This window comes from Micromonospora sp. NPDC049275, assembly GCF_043197115.1.
Lineage (GTDB): Bacteria > Actinomycetota > Actinomycetes > Mycobacteriales > Micromonosporaceae > Micromonospora.
In genome coordinates this window covers 570,105-590,894 of sequence record NZ_JBICSN010000002.1, presented here as the reverse complement: position 1 = coordinate 590,894, position 20,790 = coordinate 570,105, and the positions used below count along the sequence as shown (strand labels likewise).

18 protein-coding genes are annotated in these 20,790 nt (G+C 72.7%); 3 read left to right on the top strand and 15 right to left on the bottom strand.

Annotated features, from left to right (window positions below):
• Positions 1 to 232: 232 nt before the first annotated feature.
• The 3 genes from ACGFIE_RS08110 to ACGFIE_RS08100 all read right to left on the bottom strand — a co-directional run bounded on the left by ACGFIE_RS08110 (position 233) and on the right by ACGFIE_RS08100 (position 4,008).
• The gene (locus ACGFIE_RS08110; RefSeq protein ID WP_393292313.1) at positions 233 to 862 is read right to left on the bottom strand and encodes a hypothetical protein; all 630 of its coding nucleotides are present in this window, start codon (positions 860 to 862) and stop codon (positions 233 to 235) included.
• A gap of 13 nt (positions 863 to 875) precedes the next feature.
• Positions 876 to 2,660: a DUF4012 domain-containing protein gene (locus ACGFIE_RS08105; protein ID WP_393292311.1), complete on the bottom strand. Its 1,785-nt coding sequence runs from the start codon at positions 2,658 to 2,660 to the stop codon at positions 876 to 878.
• A 100-nt stretch (positions 2,661 to 2,760) separates the two neighbouring features.
• The gene (locus ACGFIE_RS08100; RefSeq protein WP_393292309.1) at positions 2,761 to 4,008 is read right to left on the bottom strand and encodes a glycosyltransferase family 4 protein; all 1,248 of its coding nucleotides are present in this window, start codon (positions 4,006 to 4,008) and stop codon (positions 2,761 to 2,763) included.
• A 168-nt stretch (positions 4,009 to 4,176) separates the two neighbouring features.
• On the opposite strand from ACGFIE_RS08100, the gene ACGFIE_RS08095 reads away from it, so the two are divergent.
• Positions 4,177 to 4,731, top strand: coding sequence for a low molecular weight phosphatase family protein (locus ACGFIE_RS08095; RefSeq protein ID WP_393292307.1), 555 nt, complete (start codon positions 4,177 to 4,179; stop codon positions 4,729 to 4,731).
• Here the strand turns inward: ACGFIE_RS08095 and ACGFIE_RS08090 are convergent.
• The 11 genes from ACGFIE_RS08090 to ACGFIE_RS08040 all read right to left on the bottom strand — a co-directional run bounded on the left by ACGFIE_RS08090 (position 4,712) and on the right by ACGFIE_RS08040 (position 14,903).
• The gene (locus ACGFIE_RS08090; protein WP_363687955.1) at positions 4,712 to 6,172 is read right to left on the bottom strand and encodes a polysaccharide biosynthesis tyrosine autokinase; all 1,461 of its coding nucleotides are present in this window, start codon (positions 6,170 to 6,172) and stop codon (positions 4,712 to 4,714) included. The two genes, ACGFIE_RS08095 and ACGFIE_RS08090, sit on opposite strands and share 20 nt — an antisense overlap.
• Before the next feature lie 584 nt (positions 6,173 to 6,756).
• Positions 6,757 to 6,954, bottom strand: coding sequence for a hypothetical protein (locus ACGFIE_RS08085; RefSeq protein WP_393292305.1), 198 nt, complete (start codon positions 6,952 to 6,954; stop codon positions 6,757 to 6,759).
• A gap of 4 nt (positions 6,955 to 6,958) precedes the next feature.
• Positions 6,959 to 7,282 carry a hypothetical protein gene (locus ACGFIE_RS08080; RefSeq protein WP_393292302.1) on the bottom strand — a complete coding sequence of 108 codons (324 nt, stop codon included), beginning with the start codon at positions 7,280 to 7,282 and terminating at the stop codon, positions 6,959 to 6,961.
• Entirely contained in the window at positions 7,279 to 7,641 is a 363-nt protein-coding gene (locus ACGFIE_RS08075; protein WP_363687961.1) for a DUF1622 domain-containing protein, read from the bottom strand. Before ACGFIE_RS08075 ends, ACGFIE_RS08080 begins: the two co-directional genes overlap by 4 nt.
• Positions 7,642 to 7,680: 39 nt before the next feature.
• Complete coding sequence (locus tag ACGFIE_RS08070; RefSeq protein WP_363687963.1) at positions 7,681 to 8,268, bottom strand: TMEM165/GDT1 family protein; 588 nt, start codon at positions 8,266 to 8,268, stop codon at positions 7,681 to 7,683.
• A gap of 214 nt (positions 8,269 to 8,482) precedes the next feature.
• Positions 8,483 to 9,448 carry an L-histidine N(alpha)-methyltransferase gene (gene egtD, locus ACGFIE_RS08065; protein WP_393292300.1) on the bottom strand — a complete coding sequence of 322 codons (966 nt, stop codon included), beginning with the start codon at positions 9,446 to 9,448 and terminating at the stop codon, positions 8,483 to 8,485.
• A 52-nt stretch (positions 9,449 to 9,500) separates the two neighbouring features.
• Positions 9,501 to 10,247 carry an ergothioneine biosynthesis protein EgtC gene (gene egtC, locus ACGFIE_RS08060; RefSeq protein WP_393292298.1) on the bottom strand — a complete coding sequence of 249 codons (747 nt, stop codon included), beginning with the start codon at positions 10,245 to 10,247 and terminating at the stop codon, positions 9,501 to 9,503.
• Between the two features lie 40 nt (positions 10,248 to 10,287).
• On the bottom strand, positions 10,288 to 11,625 hold the full coding sequence (gene egtB / locus ACGFIE_RS08055) for an ergothioneine biosynthesis protein EgtB (RefSeq protein ID WP_393292295.1): 1,338 nt from the start codon (positions 11,623 to 11,625) through the stop codon (positions 10,288 to 10,290).
• A gap of 131 nt (positions 11,626 to 11,756) precedes the next feature.
• Positions 11,757 to 12,992, bottom strand: coding sequence for an ergothioneine biosynthesis glutamate--cysteine ligase EgtA (gene egtA, locus ACGFIE_RS08050; protein WP_393292292.1), 1,236 nt, complete (start codon positions 12,990 to 12,992; stop codon positions 11,757 to 11,759).
• 152 nt (positions 12,993 to 13,144) lie between these two features.
• Positions 13,145 to 14,089 carry a hypothetical protein gene (locus tag ACGFIE_RS08045; RefSeq protein WP_393292290.1) on the bottom strand — a complete coding sequence of 315 codons (945 nt, stop codon included), beginning with the start codon at positions 14,087 to 14,089 and terminating at the stop codon, positions 13,145 to 13,147.
• Positions 14,090 to 14,105: 16 nt separating this feature from the next.
• Positions 14,106 to 14,903 (bottom strand): RNA polymerase sigma factor, encoded by a 798-nt coding sequence (locus ACGFIE_RS08040; RefSeq protein WP_393292287.1) that lies wholly within the window; start codon positions 14,901 to 14,903, stop codon positions 14,106 to 14,108.
• A gap of 520 nt (positions 14,904 to 15,423) precedes the next feature.
• Between ACGFIE_RS08040 and ACGFIE_RS08035 the strand changes: the two genes are divergently transcribed.
• Positions 15,424 to 16,806 (top strand): serine/threonine-protein kinase, encoded by a 1,383-nt coding sequence (locus ACGFIE_RS08035; protein ID WP_393292285.1) that lies wholly within the window; start codon positions 15,424 to 15,426, stop codon positions 16,804 to 16,806.
• Between the two features lie 103 nt (positions 16,807 to 16,909).
• Entirely contained in the window at positions 16,910 to 18,172 is a 1,263-nt protein-coding gene (locus ACGFIE_RS08030; protein ID WP_393292283.1) for a nucleotide sugar dehydrogenase, read from the top strand.
• 94 nt (positions 18,173 to 18,266) lie between these two features.
• Here the strand turns inward: ACGFIE_RS08030 and ACGFIE_RS08025 are convergent, their stop codons facing one another.
• Positions 18,267 to 20,750, bottom strand: coding sequence for an ABC transporter permease (locus ACGFIE_RS08025; protein WP_393292280.1), 2,484 nt, complete (start codon positions 20,748 to 20,750; stop codon positions 18,267 to 18,269).
• Positions 20,751 to 20,790 lie beyond the last annotated feature (40 nt).

The following is a 20,790-nucleotide window of genomic DNA, read 5'->3' as shown; positions in this document are numbered from 1 at the left end:
ATCCGGCCCAGCGGGACACCCCCACATCGATCCGGGCGAGAGTCTCCCCGAGCGCCTCGAAGGAGGCCGCACCGCGTCGATCGACTCGGGTTGCTGGACGTCGGGGTGTCCCGGGCGCGTACAGATGGCCCGTTTTCCAGGAACGCGAGTCGATCAAGCTGACGCCCGTCGGGAGATCCGACGGGCGTCAGCTTGACGTGCGATCCGGGCATTGCCCGGTGGGTGGTGCCGGTTAGTGCGCGGCCCCGCCGAAGCGCTGGCGGCGACGCCAGGCCAGGGTCAGCAGCAGCATGATCGCGCCGGCGCCGACGAGGCCGCCGCCGAGCTTGATGGGCGTACCGATGCTGTCACCGGTGACGGGCAGCGGCTGCTTCTTGTGCAGCACCCGCAGCTCGGCGGTGGCGGTCCGGCCGGACTCCCGGCCCGTGGCGGTGAAGGTCAGGTGACCGGTCACCGACGGCTTGTAGCTCTTGGTGAAGTGGCCCTGGGCGTCGGTGTTCGCCGTGAAGCTGAGCGGCGCGCTCGCCTGGAACGCTACCGGCGCCATGGCCACGGTGGTGCCGTCGCTGCGACGCGCCGGTGCCTGACCTCCTGCCGGAGCGGCGAACGGGGCCACCGTCACCACGATGTCGACGGTCTCGTTGGGGCCGAAGCCGGTCCCCGTCAGGATGACCGTCTCGCCGAGGAAGATCGTCGGCCGGTTGACGGTCAGGTTCGGGCCGGTCGGCGGGTACGGGGGCGGCTGGGGCGGGTCGGTGGTAGCGCTCGGCTGCGGCTGCGGCGCAGCCGCCCCCGCTGCCGTCGGCACGGCCACCACGGCCAGGCCGACCGTGAGCGCCATGATGATGCGGGATAGCCGCATGATTGGTTCCCTCCTACTGGTCACAGCTTGGTGCGGAATGAACTTGGGTGGTCCACGGGCTGGCGGTGGGGGTCAGCCACAGCTCGGCCTGCCCGACGCCGGTCTTGGCCGTCAGAACGGTGACCTCCAGCGCCCGCTCGGCGCCGGGGCCGATGTCGACGTTGGCCGTCGCCACCTGGCGGCGGCGTTCGGTACCGCTGCCAACTGCCGTCTCGGCCCCGTCGAGCCGGGCTTCGAGGACGGTGCCGCCAGCCGGACTGAAGATCGACACCAAGGTGCGAACGGTGTACGGATCACCGGCCAGGCCGAGGCCGAGGACCGACTTGCTCAGTCCTGACTTCGGCGCCGTCGAGCGCAGGGTCACCCGCAGCCGGAGCTCGCGGCGGCCGTCGGGCCGGCACTCGCCGACCGTGAGGCTCGCCGTCGGCCGCAGGTAGTAGCCGAGCTTCGCGCCGCTGCCGTCGTTGAGGAACACGCCGACCGTCGGCACGGTGTCCTGTTCTGGAAGCGTCCCGGCCATCCGGCTGTCACCGAATGTCCGCTGTTCTTCCGGTCGGGCACTCCAGAACAATATCCGGCGTTCAGTGATAGCACGGTCAAATGCGGACAACAACACCCTCGGGTTGACATTCTTCTTGAAGAAGGCGTCGAACACCGCTGCGGCGGAGGACGCGAAGTACTCGTCCTGTTGCGCGGTGTCCAGCCTTTGGTAGGTCTCGTTGAGCAGGGTCTGCACCACCTTCTCGCTGGCCAGCGGCACACCGCCGGGCACCAGCACCGGGCCTGTCGCCTTGAGCAGGTAGGACAGCACCACCGGGTCGACGGCGAGCACGCCGTCGACAGTGATCCCGGTCTTGCGCCGGAACATCTCCCGGTACAGAGCGGCAGCGGTCGGGAAGTGCGGAGTGAGGTTGACGTCGGCGGGATAGATGCCCGGCAGGTCGGTCCAGACGGCCCGCGTCTCGGCGGGCAGCTTCAGCGCCGGCGTGAACCGGCCGAGGGAGGCGCTGCTGCCCTGCTGGCCCATCCGGACGCGACCGTTCTCGGCCTCGATCATCGCGTACGCGCCGAACATGCCGCCGGTGGCGCGCAGCTCGGCCAGGTTCTGCGAGACGAGCAGGTAGCGCCGCGCGCCACTCGCACCGAGCAGCGGCGGCAGCAGTCGCGCGCCCTGGTCGGCCGCGGCGGTGAGGCTGGCCAGTCGGTCGATCTCACCGCGCAGGTCGGTCAACGCCTGGCGGACCTGGCTGACCAGTCGGTCGACGGGTACGGCACCCAGGTCACGACGGGTGCCCTGCACCGCGTCGTTCACGCGGGTCAGCTCGGCCGAGACCGACGTGAGCCGGGCCAGGTCCAACCGGCCCTCGGCCGGCACCAGGCTGGTCAGGTCCGTCCGCAGCAGGGACGGAAACGCCCGCCGGGCCAGGTCGTCGATGGCGACGGCGATCTGCCGGACCGCGTCGAGGTCGTCGCCGGCGAACGGGGTACGCCGACCGAGCTTCCAGCTCGGGTCGGAGGTCGCGGCCCGGGCGGCGCCGGACTGCTCCTGCAGGGCGGACAGGGTCCGCAGGGCCCGATCGGTGTCCCCGCCGACCACCTGAGCGCTAAGCTCCCGGGCCAGACCGGCGGCGTTGAGCAGGTGGGCACGCGCCTGCCAACCGCGGAAACCGACCCATCCCCCGGCGGCCAGCAGCAGCGATCCGACGACCAGGGCACCGAGCAGTGCCCGTCGCAGTCGAGCCCGCCGACGACGCCGGGATCGGCTTCGCCGTCGACGCGGCCGTTCGCTCTCCGTCACACCCACACTCCCGTTAACCGGAACCGGACAGTAGGTCGGATTCCCTGATCTTCTTAGCACGTTTCAGGGAAACTCGTACCGTTATAGCGTTTCTTGTCCCTTACGCGAGGTTTACTCGCGGCTCCCCCACCGCCTGCGGATTCCGGCCGGCGGCCTCGTGCAGCAACCGTTCGATCCGGTCCACGCCGGCCGTCAGCGACATCTCCCGCAGGTACGTCTGTCGACCCCGGCGCCCCATCTCGGTACGCGCCGGCGGCGGGATGGTGGCCGCCAACCAGAACCGGTCGGCCAGCGCGGCCCAGTCCTCCGGCGGGCAGGACAACCCGGCACGGGCGCGTTCGACCAGCTCAGCGGTGTCCCCACCGGCCGACGCCACCACCGGCGCGGCGCAGGAGAGCGCGGCCTGGAGCTTGCCGGGCACCATGCCGCGAAGTTCCGGCAGGTCGCGCAGCATGATCAGCTGGTAGTCGGCGGCGGCGTACAGCTCGGGCATGTCGACAGGTGACCGCCGCTCCAGGAAGCGGACGTTCTCCGCCTTCAGTTCGGCGGCGAGCCCTCGCACCCGCCGCTCGTCCGCGCCCGACCCGACCAGGACCAGGTCCATGGTGCGGTCCAGCGCGGCGGCGGCCCGTACCGCCGTCTCCAGCCCCTGGCGCGCGCCGATGGTCCCGGCGTGCATGACCACGCACCGACGGTCCCGGCGGACCATCTGCCGGGCCGCCGCGCCGGGCGTCGCCGGATAGAAGATGCGCTCGTCGGTCCAGTTCAGCACGAGCTGGACCCGGGACGGATCCGCCCCGGCGGCGACCACGAGATCCCGCATCGACGGCGCGGCCACCGCGACCCGCGCGGCGGTCCGGTAGATGCGGGTCATCGCGGCACCCATCCGCGCCGACCAGCGGCCTTCGCCCGCCGCGTCCACACCGTCGCGTGCCCACACATCCTGTACGTGCAGCACGGCCGGCACCTTCGGAAGCAGCCGGAACACCGCGGCGGTGGCGAACGTGGTGGCCGGCAGCTGGAAGACGTAGAGCGCGTCCACGTCCCCGAGGAACCGACGCGCCGCCAGGGACGCGCTGCCGGCGAACGACAGGTAGCTGGCCATCCGCGCGCCGGTGGAGGCGGCCCCGCCGGAGAAGCGCGGCACCCGCCGGACCGCCAGCCGTTGACTGTGCGTCTCGTGGTGCCAGCGCTGCCGCCACCCCGGATAGACGTGGCCGCCGGGGTAGTCCGGGAAGCCGGTGAGCACGCGGACCTCGTGTCCCCGCGCGGCCAACTCCTCGGCGAGGCTGCCCGGGATGAAGGCGGGCTCGGGCGGGAAGTGGTACGACAGGATGCCGATCTTCACCGGGACACCGCCGACGAGCACGTATCGGCCTCGGCCGGCGCGGCACCGCGGCCGGCGGGCGTGGTGCCCGCGTACGATGCCGACAACCCCTCCCCGCGCGGCCAGCGGCGTCGACGCACCGCCCTCGCGGTGTGGCGACCCCTGTCCGCACCCACGAGAGGGCTTCCGATGGCCGACCGCGTGTTGTTCGTCTGCCACGCCAACCTGTGCCGCTCGCCCATGGCCGAGTACCTGGCCCGCAGGCTGCTGGCCGACCGGCCCGTGCTGGTGTCCAGCGCCGGCACCGACGCGATGGACGGGATGGCCATGCACCCGTACGCCGCGCAGGTCGCTGCCGAGGGCGGCGGCGACCCGGCGGCGTTCGCCAGCCGGACGCTGCGTCCCGAATATCTGGCGGACGCGGCGCTCGTGCTGACCGCGACGCGGCGGCAGCGTTCGGTCTGCACCGCGCTGGTGCCCGGCGCGCTGCACCGGACGTTCACCCTGCGCCAGTTCGGCCGGCTGGCGGCGGCGGCCGAGCTGCCCGACGGGTCGCGCGACGACCCGCTGGCCGCCGCCATCGCCGCCGCCGCCCACGCCCGGGGGCGGTTGCAACCCGCCGCCCCGGACGCGGACGACCTGCGGGACCCGATCGGCGGGACCGCCGCCGACTTCCGACGTTGCGCTGAGGAGATCGAACGCTCGCTACGACCCCTCGCCGCGCTCATCGGGGCAACCGGGTGAGTTCCTGGGTGCGGTCGCTGACGCCGTTGACCCCGGCGCCCTCGCTGTGTCGGGCGGCGGTGGCCCGGTCGGTCGGCACCGACGGCGTGGCCTGCGAGGCGACCACCCGGTAGGCCTCGTACTGGTACGCCTCGGCCTTTGCCACCTTGGCCATGTTCAGCACACAGCCGAGCAACCGCACCGAGACCGAGTGCAGCGAGCGGGCGGCAGCGGCCACCTGGGCTCGAGACGTACGGCCCTGCTGCGTCACCAGCAGCGCCCCGTCTGCCTGCACGGCCACCACGACACCGTCGGTCACCGCGAGCAGCGGCGCGGTGTCGATGATCACGATGTCCGCGGACTCCCGCAGCGCGAGCAGCAGGTCCGCCATCGCCTTGGAGCCGAGCAGTTCGCTCGGGTTCGGTGGCGCGGAGCCGCTGGGCAGCACCAACAGGGACTTGTCGCCCCACCGCTGCACCACGTCACCGACCTGGACGTCGCCGACAAGCACGTCGGTGAGACCGACGCCCGCGTCCAGGCCCAGGTACTCGTCGACCTTCGGGCGGCGCAGGTCCGCGTCGACAAGCAGCACTCGCCAACCCGCCTCGGCCAACGCGATGGCCAGGTTGCAGGAGAGCGTCGTCTTGCCCTCGCCCTGGAGGGCGCTGGTCACGGCGATGACGCGGGCCGGCTCGTGTACGTCCACGAAGCGCAGGTTGGTCCGCAGCTTGCGGATCGCCTCGGCACGGGCCGAACTCGCGGCCTCACCGATGATCAGCGGCGAGGTGCGGGCGCTGCTCTCGAAGGGAATGTCACCGAGCAGCGGGCTGCCGGTGGCGCGTTGCAGGCCGGCGGCGTCCCGCAGGCGGATGTCGGCGACGCCGCGCAGGATCGCCAGGCCGACGCCGAGCACCAGACCGACCAGACCGCCGAGGGTGAGGTTGCGCATCGGTCGCGGTGAGACGGGGCTGGTGCTGACCCGTGGGCCGCTCACCACCTCGATCTTGATCGGTGCCTTGCCCTCGGGCGGCGTCTCGACCTTCTGGACGAGTTCGACGAACTTCGTGGCGAGGGTTTCGGTCACCCGCAGCGCCCGGGCCTGGTCGGTGTCGGTGACGGAGGCGCGCAGCAGGACGGTGCCCGTCTCGGTGGAGGTGGTCACCCGGTGCTGGACCTCGTCGGCGGTGAGCCCGACCGGGGTCTCGGCCACCACGCTCTGCGCGAGTCGGTCGCTGCTGAGCAGGTCGGCGTACGACTTGACCCGCTGCTGAAGGAACAGTCCACCCTGGTAGGCGTCGGTGACGCCCTGGTTGGGGGTGGTGACGAAGAAGGTCACCGAGGCGACGTACCGGGGCTGGGCCCGTACGGTCAGGAACGCCGAGACGCCCAGGGTCACCATGACCGTGACCAGTACGACCCACCAGTGCCGACGCACGTGGCGCAATTGGCGGAGCAGGTCCATCAGGAGTGCCTCCGTGCGGGTCCGGTTACGCCAAAGAACTTCACGAAAACCCCCAAGGTCGTCTGCCAACTCGTGAAACCATTAAAGCCGCTCATACGGCTTATGTCCGGAGTTACGTAGTTTCGGGGGCGAACAAGTGCGCCCGCATGACCAACCCGACAAAGGGCCATTCGGCAGCGGCGACATCCGGGAAAAGTCCACGGCCAATCGCTGGCACCCTCGACCTGCGCCGGGCACCCGGGCCGCCGACGGGCCTTCCTCGGGGCGGAGCTGGCCTCACGCGCGAGGTCGTGGTCGACGACCTGCGCTGGCCATCCGCTGTGGCTGCCCGCCGTGTGGGGGTGCTGGTGAGCCACGCACCTCAGAGGTGTGAATGCGAGTCTGCGGTATGTGGCTGATGACGACCGCATCGGTCCCTACGGAGGGGACCGACGGTCACCGGGTGCCGGCCGTGCTCGCGGTGGTCAGCCCACACCTGGCACCGGCCGGCAGAAAGTGGCGGTCGCGGACGGAAACTCGTCGGCCGCGACCGCAAGGGCGCCAGCGGTCGCCCGCACGGGGCGACCGCCGGAATGTGGAACGCGTCAGCGGCGGCGCTCGTTGGGCCGGCGCTCCTCGGTCTCGTCGGCCAGCGCGTCGGTCGTCGGCGCGGTGAGATCGTCGCCGGGCACCGCCACCTCCTCCGCGAGATCCTGCTCGTCGGGCTTGCCGCCGGGCTGGGGCTCGGGAGCGGTGGCGCCGCCGGCGTAGCCGTACTCGTTGGGTTCGTCGTGCCGACTCATGTGGTTATCCTCCCGCTTTCCCTGTTTCGCTGCTACCGCCCACGCTAAGTGGTGGTCGTCGTCCGCGCAGCGTGGCGGGGATTGTCGGGCGCGACCATGGCGGCGTGAAACTCAACGCCGCCGCGAGCAGTTGGCGCAGCGCGACGATCGCCGCCGCGACGGCCAGGCCACCCCACTGCGGATCACCGGCGAGACGGAGCAGACCGGCCGCCGTCAGCAGGTCCAACAGCACCCGGACCGCGACCCGAAGGGCACCGGTGCACAGCGCCGTCACCACACCGACGATCAGGGCCAGCGCGGTCACCACCTCGACCAGCGCGCCGATCACGACCGCTGCTGCCCGTCGCTGACCTGCCGCTGCTCCTGCCGGATCTCCCGACCCAGGAAGTAGTTAAGCGCCGTCCGGATGGTGGCGATCGCCGCCAGCTGGCCGATCTGGGTGAACGACGGCGACACGGCGGTCCGTAGGACGTCGGCCGCCAGTTGGAACTCCAGACCGAGCGTCAGAAACCGGCCCAGGGACAGCCGGATCGGAGTGAAGACGGCGGCGGTACGGTGCCGCAGCCCTTCGACCGCGAACCGCACCGCCGCCCACAGGGCGCCCACGAAGATCACCAGAGCGCCGGCCACCTCCACCACGGCGACAAGCACCTCGTCGCCGTGGCGCAGCAGCTCCGCCGGCTCCACCCGCAGGCGTTACCCGCCAACGGGGCAGCTAGTCGGCGCTCAGGTCAGCTCGTTGACCGCCTCCAGGATCAGCCAGAGGCCACTGATGGCGAAGAGCACCGCGGCGCCGTACTTGATGGTCTTCTCCGGCAGGCGGCGGCCGAGCATCCGGCCGACCAGGATGGCCAGCGCGTCCGCGGCCACCATGCCGACCGTGGAGCCGAGCCAGGTGCCGAACCAGCCGTACTTGGTGGCCAGGGTGATCGTCGCGAGCATCGTCTTGTCGCCCAGCTCGGCCAGGAAGAACGCCACCGACACCGCCACGATCGCTCTCTTGCTGGTCCTCTCGGCCTTGCGCTTCTCCTCCTCGGTGAGCGTGTCACCGCGCAGCGTCCACGCGCCGAAGCCGAGGAACGCCACACCGGCCACCAGCGAGATCCACTCGGTGGGCAGCACGGCGCCGAGACCCGAACCGATGGCGACCGACGCCAGGTGCACCACAGCCGTGGCGACGGTGATGCCGATCAGCACCGGAACCGGTTTGAACCGCGTGGCGAACGTCAGCGCCATCAACTGGGACTTGTCTCCCAGCTCGGCCACGAAAATGACACCGAAGCTGACGACCAGCGCGGCGAGGAATCCCTCCATGACATCCTTCCCGTTCACGCCGGGAGGAGGTACGGGGCGCCCTCGACCCGGCTGCAACAGCCTGAGTCGAAGGTCTCGCCCGCCCCGGAGACCGGGGCCGCGTGGCCGGGTGCGGAACACACCAGTATGTCGACCACGACATTGGGGGCTACTCCCCTTCGCGCCCCCAGCCTAACGGATCACCGAACGGGCCGGGCGTCGTGGGTGAACAGCCTCACCGTGCCTGCGCCAACGTCACCCCGAAGAGCCCGTCCGGGTCGGTCCAGAAGTGTGCCGCCGCGAAACCCGCGTCGCGCAGCTCGGCGGCCACCCCCTCCGGGCGGAACTTCGCCGACACCTCCGTCCGCAGCTCCTCGCCCGCCGCGAACTGGACCATCAGGTCCAGCACCCGGACCCGCATCGGCCGCGTCGCCCGCAGCCGCATCTCGATCCACTCCTGGGCCGGGTCCCAGTGAGCGACGTGCGCGAACGCCTCCGGGTCGAAGTCGGCGCCCAACTCCCGGTTGATCACGTACAGCACGTTGCGGTTGAACTCGGCCGTGACCCCTGCCGAGTCGTCGTACGCGGGCACGATCACCGACGGGTCCTTCACCAGGTCGGTGCCGAGCAGCAGCCAGTCACCCACCTCCAGCGCGGCGCGCATCGCCGCCAGGAAGTCGGCCCGCTCGGCCGGCAACAGGTTGCCGATCGTGCCACCCAGGAACACCACCAACCGCCCACCACCTGTGGGCAGCCGGTCGAGGTGGCGGGTGAAGTCCCCCACGATGCCCCGAACCCGCAGCCCCGGATAGTCGACGGCGATCTGCGCTGTCGACCCCAGCAGGGCACTTACCGACACGTCCAACGGAACGAACGTGCCCAGCCCGCCCTGACGGGTGAACGCGTCCAGCAGCAGCCGGGTCTTCTCCGACGAGCCGGAGCCCAGCTCGATCAGGGTCTTGACGCCCGTCAACGCCGCGATGTCGGGTGCGTGCTCGGCCAGCACCGCCCGCTCCGCCCGCGTCGGGTAGTACTCGGGCAACCGGGTGATCTCCTCGAACAGCTCACTACCCCGCGAGTCGTAGAACCATTTCGGCGGCAGCCACTTCGCCTCGGCGGTCAACCCGGCCCGGACGTCCTGACGCAGAGCACGCTCCAGGTCCTGCGGCTCAAGGTAGATCTCCAACGGTTCCGCGGTCATCGGTCCTGCCTCTCTGCTCCGTCACACACCTCGCGTTGCCGACCGGCGCGACTCACGCGGTCGGCAGCGGACACATCCGCACCTCGTCCACGGTGGCCGTGACCAGGTGCCCCTCCGGCACCGGCCGCCACCCGGGGTCGTCGTCGTGTGGCTCGGACGCCACCAGCACCGAGCCCGCCGCCGCGCGCACCGACAGCGCATGGCCGGACGTGGTGGCCACCACCCGCCGCCCGTCGGTGAGCAGCACGTTCAGCCGCGACCCCGGGGCTGCCACGGCGACCTCGGCCACCGTCGCGGCCACCGCCTCCGCCGGGTCGTCGCCGGCGCGCAGCCGGTGCCGCACCAGCGCCCACAGCAGCGCCGAGTCGGTGGCCGCGTCGAGCGTCAGCAGGTCACGCACCGGCAGGCCGGCGGCGAGCGGCACCACCGCGTCCGGCCAACCCCGGACCACCCCGTTGTGGCTGAACAACCACCGCCCCTCGGCGAACGGCGCGGCGGCTCCGTCGAGCACCGCCATCCCGACGGTCGCCGAGCGGACCGCGGCCAGCACCGCGCCGACGCGGGTCACCGCCGCCAACTCGGCGATCGTCGGGTCGCTCCAGATCGGCTGGCCACGCCGGTACCGCACCGGATCGCCGTCGTCCGGATACCAGCCGACGCCGAACCCGTCGGCGTTGATCGTGCCGCCGCCGCGCATGTCGCGTGGTGCCCACGACTGGCGTACGAGCGCGTGCGCCGGCTCGAACAGCAGCTCGGCGAGCGTGACCGGCGGCCCCAGATAGGCCAGGTGACGACACATCAGCGCAACCCGGCCGCCAGCGCTCCGGCCCGGTGGGGCGTCACCGCCGCGACTCGTCCGGGCGGGCGTCGCGAGCGCAACGGAAGCCGCTGAAGATCTGCCGCCGGATCGGATAGTCCCAGTTGCGGAACGTCCCCCGGCACGCCGACCGGTCCGTGCCGAACGAGCCGCCGCGCAGCACCCGGTAGTCGTCGCCGAAGAAGACCTCCGAGTATTCGCGGTACGGAAACGCGGTGAAGCCCGGATGCCCGCGGAACGTGGTCGACGTCCACTCCCAGACGTCCCCGATGAGCTGGTGCACCCCCAGCGGCGACGCGCCGGCCGGGTACGCGCCCACCGGCGCCGGCCGCAGGTGACGCTGGTCGAGGTTGGCGTGCGCCTCGGTCGGATCCCCGTCACCCCACGGGTAACGGCGCGACCGACCCGTCGCCGGATCCCACCGGGCGGCCTTCTCCCACTCCGCCTCGGTCGGCAGACGCTTGCCGGCCCACGCGGCGTACGCCTGCGCCTCGTGGAAGCACACGTGCACCACAGGCTCGTCGGCGCGCACCGGATCCCACCGGCCGAACCGCCGGTACGCCCAGCCGTCGCCGTCGCGGCGCCAGTGCATCGGCGCGACGAGCTGCTCGGAGACCCGGTGCTCCCAGCCCGCCGCGCTCCACCAGCGCGGATCGGCGTAGCCGCCGTCGGCGATGAACGCCTCGTACTCGCCGTTGGTCACAGGTGTGGCATCGATGACGTACGCCGGCAGGTCGACGCGGTGCGCGGGGCGTTCGTTGTCCAGCGCCCACGGATCGGTGTCGGTGCCCATCGTGAACTCGCCCGCCGGAACCAGCACCTCGCCGCCGACCCGGGCGGTCGGCTCGGGCGGTGGCGGGGCGTGCAGGACCGCCGCACCCGCCCGCAGCTGGTGGGTCGCGAGCATCGTCTCGTCGTGCTGCTGCTCGTGCTGGACGATCATGCCGAAGGCGAACCCGTCGGCGACCAGCGGCCGATCGGTGAAGCTCACGGCGTCGAGCAGGTCGTGCACCTTGTCGCGGACCGTACCCAGATAGGCGCGCGCCTCCGCCGGTGGCAGCAACGGCAGCGCGGGGCGGTCCCGGCGGGGCTGCTTGAACGCGTCGTACAGCTCGTCGATGTCACAGCGGACCGGCTCGCGGCCACCCACATCACGGACCAGCCAGAGCTCCTCCTGGTTACCGACGTGTGCCAGATCCCAGACCAACGGCGACATCAACGGAGAGTGCTGGCGCATCAGGTCGTCGTCGTCGACCGCCTCGGTCAACAGGGCCGTGCGGGACCGGGCGCGCGCCAACTCCTCCGCTATCCGGCCCCGCAAACCCTCCCCGTCGGGATGTTCCGTCGTGCGTACGCTCACCGTCTCGCCCTTCACCGCTTTCCCTTCCGCTCGCGACTGCGGGGCTCGCAACCCCGGCTCACTCCTCGCGCTCACCGGACCGCCCTCCGCTCGCGACTGCGGGGCTCGCAACCCCGGCTCACTCCTCGCGCTCACCGGTCTCCCCTCTGTGCGGCGGCCAGCCGCCGCCGTACGCCTCGTTCGATCTCGTCCTGGGTGTCGGCCGGCAGTTCCAGCCGGGGCAGCGCCGCCAGGGCCAGGTCGAGCAGCGCGGCCGCGGCGGCGGCCAGCGGCGGGTCGGACAGGCCGTGCCGGGCGGCAGCCGACCAGCGGTGCGCCACCGGCGCGGCGATCGCGTACGCCGCCCGCACGGTGCCCGCGTCGACGAACAGCGCGCTCAGCACCGCCAGCGGAAGACGCCAGTCCCGGTCGGGCTGAGCATCCAGGTAGCGCAGCTCCAGGTAACCGCGCGGGCGCACGGGTGGAAAGAGGGTGCTGACGTGGTAGTCGAGATCATCGGTGGTGGGCGGGCGGGGCAGCGCGCCGTCGAGCCAGTCGGCGAAGGTGACACCCGGCGGCGGAGCCCAGTCCGGGCCGCGTCGACGCAGGCAGAGCAGCGGCGCGGCGAGCACGTACCGGATCCAGGTGGCCGTCGGGTCATCGTCGGCGTTGCCGGGCACCCACACCGGGCGGGTGCGGGCCGGGTCGATGGCCAACCAGGCGGCCATCCGCGCGGACGCCCAACCAGTGCGCCGCCCGGCGTGCCGGCTGGCCGAGGCGAACGCCGCGAGCAACGGCGGCCCGACCGCGTGGGCCGCTGCCCAACGCGCCGCCAACTGGTCGGGCTCGCCGATGTCGAGGCAGACCTGCAGACCGGCGGTGCTGTACATCATCGTCCGGCCGGCCGGACCGCGCCTGTCGAAAGCGCGACGCATGGCGCGGTAGCGGGGGGTGTCCACCACCGGGCGGGGCCGACGGTGTGGATCGATGCCGCTGCGACCCAGGGTCAGCCCGGCGGCGGCCAGTAGGCCGGTGACCTGGGCGATGTCGGCCTCGGTGGCCTGGATCAGAGAACCGGTCGAGGAGCGCGGCGGGGTGGAGATCTCCAACTGGCCGCCCGGTTCGACTGTCACCGTGCCGCCGTGCCGCAGCGGCTCGGCGGGACTCGTGGCGTCCAGCGTGACGGGGCTGTGACGCCCCAGCGCCGCCCGCAGCCGCACCGGATCGACAGGTCGGGCAGGGTCGGCGGCGTCGTGCACGGTCCATTCCAGTTCGACGCCCGTGTACGTCGGGGGGCCGGTCTTGAAGCAGATGCGGGCGAGATGTCGGCCTGCGGCGGCGGACTCCCGCATGATCGCGCTGCGGTCCAGCTCGGGCGACGTCACCATCGGTGCAGCCTCCTTCGTGCGTCAGCTCCGGGACACTGTGCCACCGTAAACCCACCCACCGACACCCTCGGCGGCGTCGACCGTGCCACCAACCCCTGTCTAACAGACGAATTTCCCCGTGCACGCCAGAACGAACCGTGCCGGCCGGACGCTCAGTTCCGAGCCGGCTTCGCCGGGTGGGAGGGCGTGACCCGCGCCGAACCGGGCAGCGTCGGCGGTTCGGCGGGGGGAGACGGCCGCGCCGGAGCGGACGGCGCCGCCGACGGGGACGGTCGCGCCGGAGCCGACGGCTTGGCCTCGGGCACCAGCCGCTGGCAGTACGCCTCGACGGCGGGAACGCCACCGGCGGCCGTCACCAGCCGCTGGAAGGCCGGCGTCCGCAGCGCCTTCTCCCGCTGCTCCGGCTTCTTGGCCAGCCAGGCCCGACACAGTCCGTGCAGCTGACCGTTCGGGGTAGATCCGGCGGACGGAGTGCCGGCCGAGGACGGCGGCCCGGACGGCGTCGACCGGGTCGGCGGGGCTGACGGGGTCGGCGGGGCCGACGGGGCGGACGGGGTCGCCGCGGGACCGCTGCCGGTCGGTGGCGCGCTGCTCGGCGCCGGCGGCAGCGGGTCGGGTGCCCGGTCCAGGCCGGCCGCGGCGAACGCGGCACCCGCGGTCGCGGTCGCGGCCAGCGCGCCGATCCAGGCCAACGCGCCCGTGGTGAGCCGGCGGCGGCGTGGTCGTCGGGCCACGGAGGGCGCCGGGGCGGCGACCCGGGCGGCCCGGAACGCGGCAAGCGCGGCCTCCTCACCCGCCAACTCCCCCGGCCGGACCGGGCCGGCAGCGGCAGCGAGCAGGTGCGTCAGCGGGTCGGCCGCCACCACCGAGGCGGCGGTCCCGCCGGATCGCTCGGTCGCGTCGAGGTCGAGGGTCGCCCCGGAGTCGACGGCCGCGTCGCTGCGGGTGCCGTCGAGAGCGGGAGACGCCTCGGAGTCGAGAGACGTGTCAGGGCCCAGAGACGCCTCGGGATCGACTGCCGCGTTGATGCGGGTGGCGTCGAGCAACCGTTCGGTCTCGGCACGGCCGCCGTGGCGGTCCGGCCGGTACGGGTTCATCCGGAATCCCCTCACGTCAGCCGTCCGCCTGCTCGGCGTGTGACGTCCGCCGGGATCGGCCGGCCCGCCCGCGAGGTGGCGGAACCACCTCGGCGCCGACCGACGGTACGACGCCGTCGGCGCCGAGGACCGGCGCCGAGGTCGCGTCCTGGGCGGTCGGCGCGGACGCCGGGCCCTGAGCGCCGGGCGCAGGGGCAGGCCGCGCGGTCGGCGCGGACACCGGGCCCGGTACGCCTGTCGCCCGGGTCGTGACAGCGCCCGCGGTCGGCGGCTCGGTCACCGTCTGCCGGTCCAGCAGGGTGGCCAGCCGCCGCAGCCCACGGTGGGCGGCGGTCCGGACGGCTCCGGCTCGGCGGCCCAACACCCGACCGGCCGACTCCGCGTCCAGCCCGATCACGGCCCGCAGCAGCACCGCCTCGGCCTCGCGCGGCGGCAGCGTGGCGATCAGCGCCAGGGCCGCTTCGGTGCTGATCGTCTCGCCGGCCCGCTCGGCGGTGTCGCCGTCGCCGGCCAGCTCGGTGAGCGCCTGCACCGGGACCGGCAGCGACGGCCGTCGACGCAGGCGGCGCAGATGGTCCATGGCCCGATTACGGGCGATGGTGACCGTCCAGGCGCGGAACTCACCGCCGGTGAAATGGGGCAGGTCACGGGAGATCTGCAACCAGGTCTCCGATGCCACGTCCTCGGCGTCCGCGCCGACCAGGGCGGTCAGGTAGCGGAGCAGACCGGGCTGGAGGCTGCGGTAGAGGAAACGGAAGGCGTCCTCGTCTCCGGCCTGCGCGGCGGTGACCGCCTCGGACAACTCGCCGGTCATCGGCGGCTCGCGGATGGCTCGGGGTGGCGGCCCGGCCTCACGGGCCGCGCCGGCGCTGTCCGCGCGCGAACCGTCGGCCCCACCGGCTCCCGCACCCGCACCGCCCTCCACCGAATCCGCTGTCGCGCCCGCTTCCGGGCCGGCGGGGTGGCCGCATCGACGCGAGGGTTCTCGACGCGCGGCCCGCCGGACGGCTCCGAGCCGGGCTAACGGTAGGAGGCGGCCATCGGAGCGACAAGCCGGGATCGCGTCACGGAAGAGTGACAATTATCAAGCCGTCCACACGGCGTGCCGCCGTAACAGGCACGAAACACTGGACGCTCCCCGTGCCAGGACACGGCCCGCAGCGGTGATCCGGAAAGCGTACGCCGGAATGTGTCGGGTTTTGTCACCTAGTGCTGTCGGACCGTCACAGAGAGGCCGGCTCCACAAGGGTCGGACCGGACGGACCGGAGGGTACGACCACGTTGCCGATCAACCGCAGCGCGCCGTTGTCCGCCACTCTGGGTACCGTAAGGCTGTGTTGTCATCGGAGGTCGTGCTCAGCGGGCGGTACCGCCTGGACGAACGTGTCGCCACCGGCGGCATGGGCGACGTCTGGCGTGCCTCGGACCTGGTCCTCGGCCGACAGGTCGCGGTAAAGGTCCTGCTGCCGGCACTGGTCTCCGACCCGGACTTCATCGCCCGCTTCCGGGCCGAGGCACGGATCATGGCAGCTCTGCGGCATCCCGGCATCGTGCAGGTGTACGACTCCGGCGAGGACGACCTGCCCGACGGTGGTCGGGCGGACTACCTGGTCATGGAGTTCGTCGAGGGTGAGCCGCTGTCCAAGCGGATCGAGGCGGCCGGCCGGCTCGACGTGGCCGAGACGATGTCGATCGTGGCCCAGGCGGCGCACGCCCTGAGCGCGGCGCACCGCGGCGGCATCGTGCACCGCGACGTCAAGCCGAGCAACCTGCTGGTGCAGGAGGACGGCACTGTCGTCCTGGTCGACTTCGGCGTCGCCCGTTCCACAAATGTGACAAGCATCACCAGCACTAACGCGGTGCCGGGCACCGCACTCTACATGGCGCCCGAGCAGGCCGCGGGTCGTCCGGTAAGCGGCGCCACCGACATCTACGCGCTCGGCGCGGTCGCCTACTGCTGCCTGACCGGCGGTCCACCGTTCACCGGGGACAACCCCCTCCAGGTTGCCATCCGACACCTGGACGACGAGCCGCCGGAGCTGCCGCACGACATGCCGGAGGCGGTCCGCGCCCTCGTGTCGCGGGCCCTCGCGAAGGATCCGCTGGATCGCTTCACCAGCGGCTCGGCGATGGCCGAGGCCGCCCGCACCGCGGTCACCGGTGGTGAGCCGCCGACGGCTTTGGCGACGGCGGTCCCGCTGCGCGAGGCAGGGCCGGGCACCCGCACCGACGCTCCGATCGGCGCGGCGGTGGCGAGCCCGGCGGGCGCCGGCCGGCAGCGGCGGCGCGGGCCACTGGTCGGCGCGGCGGCCGCGATGCTTGTCGCCCTGATCGGCCTGGGAGCGGCACTGGGTGCGGCGCGCCACGCCGGCGACAACGAGCCGGCCGTGAACCTGCCGACGACCTCCGCGACACAGGGGTCGACCGAGCAGGCGGAGTTGCCCGCAGCGAACGAGCAGGTCACCGACGATCCGCAGCGTTCCAACCGGCCGACCGGCCCGGACGCCACCGTGTCGGCGTCGACCACCGCCACGCCGAGCGTGCAGCCGTCCCAGTCGTCCAGCCCGCCGTCGGCGACGCCGAGCGGCGCCACCACCGCGCCGCCGGCCAGCGACCCGCCGAAGAGCGATCCGCCACCGAGCAACCCGCCGCCACCGACCGACCCGGCCCCCACCACGGGGACGTCGACCGGCCCGGAGGACCCGGCCGGCGAGTGACCCGCCACCCCACCAGCACCGATATCCCCAAAACGGACTTACGCCGCCGAAGACCCCTCTAGGCTCTCAGCAGGTCATTTCACCATCTGCCGCGGGAGCCCGGGTGAGCGCTGAGAAGCTGGTCGTGATCGGCCAGGGGTACGTCGGACTGCCGCTGGCCATGCGCGCCGTCGAGGCGGGCCTGGACGTCGTCGGCCTCGACGTCGACGCCGACCGGGTGAAGCGGCTCGCGTCCGGTGAGTCCTTCGTGGAGGACATCCCCACCGACCGGCTCGGCCGCGCGCTGGGAAGCGGTCGGTATCACCCCAGCACGGAGTACACCGACGCCGAGGGTTTCGACATCTGCGTCATCACCGTTCCCACCCCGCTGCGTGACGGCACCCCGGACCTGAGCTTCGTCGAGCAGGCAGGCGTCGGCATCGGCCCGTACGTGCGGCCGGACTGCACGGTGATCCTGGAGTCGACCACCTATCCGGGCACCACAGAGGAGCTGCTCCGACCGCTGCTGGAGTCGGCCAGCGGGCTGACCAGCCCCGGCGACTTCCACCTCGGCTACAGCCCGGAGCGGATCGACCCGGGCAACCCGACCTGGCGACTGGAGAACACCCCGAAGGTGGTGTCCGGTGTCGACTCGGCGTCGCTGGCCCGGGTGCAGGGGTTCTACCAACGCCTCGTGGAGCGCACCGTCGCGGTGGACTCCACGAGGGTCGCCGAGCTGACCAAGCTGATCGAGAACACGTTCCGCCAGGTCAACATCGCGCTGATCAACGAGCTGACGATGCTCTCGCACCACCTGGACATCGACGTCTGGCAGGCGATCGACGCCGCCGAGACCAAGCCGTTCGGGTTCCTGCCGTTCCGGCCCGGCCCCGGTGTCGGCGGGCACTGCCTGCCGATCGACCCGTGCTACCTGTCCTGGCAGGTCAAACGGCGTCTCGGCCGACAGTTCCGGTTCATCGAGCTGGCCAACGACATCAACCACGAGATGCCCGAGCACGTGGCGCAGCGCATCATGGCGGGCCTGAACCGCGCCGGCCGGGCCGTGAGCGGCGCACGACTGCTGCTGCTCGGGCTCGCGTACAAGAAGAACACCGGGGACATGCGGGACTCCCCCGCCGTCGACGTGGCCCGCCGGTTGCAGGCCCTCGGCGCGGAGGTCCACGCGGTCGAGCCGTACGCGGAGGCCCATCAGATCCCCGCCGGGGTCACAGTTGTCGGGCTCACCGAGCGGGAGGTGCGGGCCGCGGACGCGGTGGTGGTGGTCACCGACCACGACAGCTTCGACTACGACCTGGTGGTCCGGCACGCCCGCTACGTCTTCGACACCCGCAACCGGTGCGTCGGCGAGATGGTGGAGCGCCTCTAGACCCGGCACCGCTGGCCGGTCCCGCCGCCGGGGTAGACGGCGGGGCCGGCCGGCGGATGTCCGTCCGGAGGCCGCGAGGCAGGACGGGCCGGGATCACTGGTCGGCGAGCGCCTCCACGACGGGCCGCGACAGCGCCCGGCGGGCCGGCAGCACCGAGGCGGCCAGGGCGGCCAGCACGGCCACGCCGAGGATCAGCCCGAGCTGGCCGAGCGGCAGCACCACGTGGAAGTCCCCACCGAGGCGGGCCAGCAGGGCCATCGCGGCGGCGCTCACGCCGGTGCCCAGTCCGATGCCGAGCACCGCGCCGACGAGCGCCATCAGGACCGCCTCCACCGCGAGCATGGCCCGCATCCGGGCCCGGGTCAGACCAACCGCCCGCAGCACCGCGTTCTCCCGGGTGCGCTCGACCACCGACAGGCTCAGCGTGTTCGCCACACCGACCAGGGCGATCACCACGGCCAGGCCGAGCAGCGCGGTGACGAAGGCCAGCAGCATGTCGACGGTGCCGGTGAGCATCTTCTTGTACGCCCCCTGGTCCATCAGGTTCACCGTCGGATAGCGGGCCAGCACGGTCTCGATCGCGGCGCGGGCCTGTTCGACGCTGACGCCGTCGGCGGGGTCGATCTCGGCCAGGAAACCCCGCTCGCGGGGAAAGAGCGCGGCGAAGTCCGCGTCGTCCAGGTCGATGACGTGCCCCTCGGGCACCGAGCTGGCGGCCATTTCCGGCGCGTCGTCGGCGACGACCGCCGCCACCGTCAACTGCCGTCCCGCGACGGCGACCGGGGAGCCGACCTGCCAGCCGCGCGCCCGCGCCAACTCCCGGTGCACCAGGACCTGCCCCGGCCCGAGCCGCCCGACGTCACCGGCCAGCACCGCGCTCAGCGTCCGACCGACAAGTGCCGGGTGGGCGGCCCGGACCTCGATGCCGCCGGTGACGATGCTGCGCTGCTCGTGCACCACACCCAGCTCGGGTCGCGCGGCCAACTCCCCGGCGAGCGTGGCGGGCAGATTCTGGCCGATGCCGCTGACCACGAAGTCCGTCCCGATCTCGGCGTCGACGCTGCGTTCGATGCCGTCCTTGGTGCTGCGCGCGCCGACGACGAACGCCGACACGAGTCCGATCCCGATCACCAGGGCGGTCGCCGTGGCGGCGATCCGGCGCGGATTGCGGACCGCGTTCGCCACCGCCAGGCCGGCGGTCATCCCGAACAGCCGGCGGGCCGGCCACCCGATCACCCGGACCAGCGCCGGGACGAGCACCGGCCCGAACAGCACGATCCCGAAGAACGCCAACACGCCGCCGACGGCCACGAGCAGCACCTGACCGGCGCTGGCGGCACCGGCGAGGGCCGCGACGCCCGCGCCGAGCACCACCGCGCCGAAGATCAGACGCAGCCGGCCGGCGCCCCGGCTGGGCTGCACCGCCGCGTCGGTGAGCGCGGCCACCGGGGCGACCCGGGTCCCCCGCCAGGCGGGCAGGAGGGCGGAGGCCACGGTGAGCACGGTGCCGACAAGCAGGCTGGTCAGCACCGTCGAGCCGGCTACGGTCAGCCCGCCGGAGAACGGCACCTCCAGCTGGGACATCAGCAGCCGCATGCCGGCGGCGAGGGCCACTCCGAGCAGCACCCCCAGCACGGAGGCGACGAACCCGACAAGCGCGGACTCCAGCACTGCGGCCCCGAAGACCTGCCCACGGGTGGCGCCCACCAGGCGCAGCAGCGCGGTCCGTCGGGTGCGCTGTGCCAGCACGATCGCGAACGTGTTGGCGATGACGAAGCCGGCCACCACCACCGCGACCCCGACGAAGATGAGCAGCAGCATCATGAACTGGTTCAGGTTGCGGACCGCCTCGTCGACGGCGTCGTCGAGGATCTGCTGACGGTCCTTCACCGTGGTGCCGGTGCCGGCGACGGCCCGCACCCGGTCGACCAACGCGGCGTCGGAGGTGCCCGGCCGGGCCGCCACCATGATCCGGCCGTACCCGCGCATGTCGGCGACCGCGAGCGCGTCCGGCCCGACCAGGCCGATGAACGGCCCGCCGATGTCGCGGACGGTGCCGGCCACGTCGACGGTGCCGACCAGGGTGTACGGGCGGGCCGCTCCACCGGTGCCGCCGATCTGGACCGGGGCGCCGAGGGTGAAGCCCTCCTCGGCCACCGTGGGCGCGTCGAGCACCACCTCGCCCGCGCGGTCGGGCAGGCGACCGGCGACCACGTCGTACGAGCGCAGGGCGGGTTCGGTGGGGATGGCGGCGAGCACGGCGTAGCCGAGCACCGGCCGACCGTCGGCGCCGAGAAGTCCGCCGGTGGCGGTCAGCTCCCCGGCCGCGGCGGCGACGCCGTCGACGGCGCGGACCCGATCGACGAGGCTGGCCGGCAGCGCCTTGTCGCCAGTGGGGTAGACCCCGAGGTCGGTGTGCCTGTCGAAGGTGCCGGCCCGGTCGTACGCGCCGGCGCGCATGCCGTCGACGAAGATCAGGGTGCCGGCGATGAACGCGACGCCGAGCACGACGGCCAGCGCGGAGAGCAGCATGCGCAGCGCCTCGGCGCGCAGCGAGCGCAGGGTCAATCGGATCATGTGCGGGCTCCCGGTGCAGGCGCGGATCGGACCCCTCCGA

What these genes read in the sequence shown, in the direction of transcription:
- ACGFIE_RS08070 (WP_363687963.1), bottom strand. Translation starts at nt 8,268, where the DNA reads ATGGAGGGATTCCTCGCCGCGCTGGTCGTCAGCTTCGGTGTCATTTTC.
- ACGFIE_RS08085 (WP_393292305.1), bottom strand. Translation starts at nt 6,954, where the DNA reads ATGAGTCGGCACGACGAACCCAACGAGTACGGCTACGCCGGCGGCGCC.
- ACGFIE_RS08090 (WP_363687955.1), bottom strand. Translation starts at nt 6,172, where the DNA reads ATGGACCTGCTCCGCCAATTGCGCCACGTGCGTCGGCACTGGTGGGTC.
- ACGFIE_RS08110 (WP_393292313.1), bottom strand. Translation starts at nt 862, where the DNA reads ATGCGGCTATCCCGCATCATCATGGCGCTCACGGTCGGCCTGGCCGTG.
- ACGFIE_RS08045 (WP_393292290.1), bottom strand. Translation starts at nt 14,089, where the DNA reads ATGAACCCGTACCGGCCGGACCGCCACGGCGGCCGTGCCGAGACCGAA.
- egtC (WP_393292298.1), bottom strand. Translation starts at nt 10,247, where the DNA reads ATGTGTCGTCACCTGGCCTATCTGGGGCCGCCGGTCACGCTCGCCGAG.
- ACGFIE_RS08095 (WP_393292307.1), top strand. Translation starts at nt 4,177, where the DNA reads ATGGCCGACCGCGTGTTGTTCGTCTGCCACGCCAACCTGTGCCGCTCG.
- ACGFIE_RS08025 (WP_393292280.1), bottom strand. Translation starts at nt 20,750, where the DNA reads ATGATCCGATTGACCCTGCGCTCGCTGCGCGCCGAGGCGCTGCGCATG.
- egtA (WP_393292292.1), bottom strand. Translation starts at nt 12,992, where the DNA reads ATGGTGACGTCGCCCGAGCTGGACCGCAGCGCGATCATGCGGGAGTCC.
- ACGFIE_RS08040 (WP_393292287.1), bottom strand. Translation starts at nt 14,903, where the DNA reads ATGACCGGCGAGTTGTCCGAGGCGGTCACCGCCGCGCAGGCCGGAGAC.
- egtD (WP_393292300.1), bottom strand. Translation starts at nt 9,448, where the DNA reads ATGACCGCGGAACCGTTGGAGATCTACCTTGAGCCGCAGGACCTGGAG.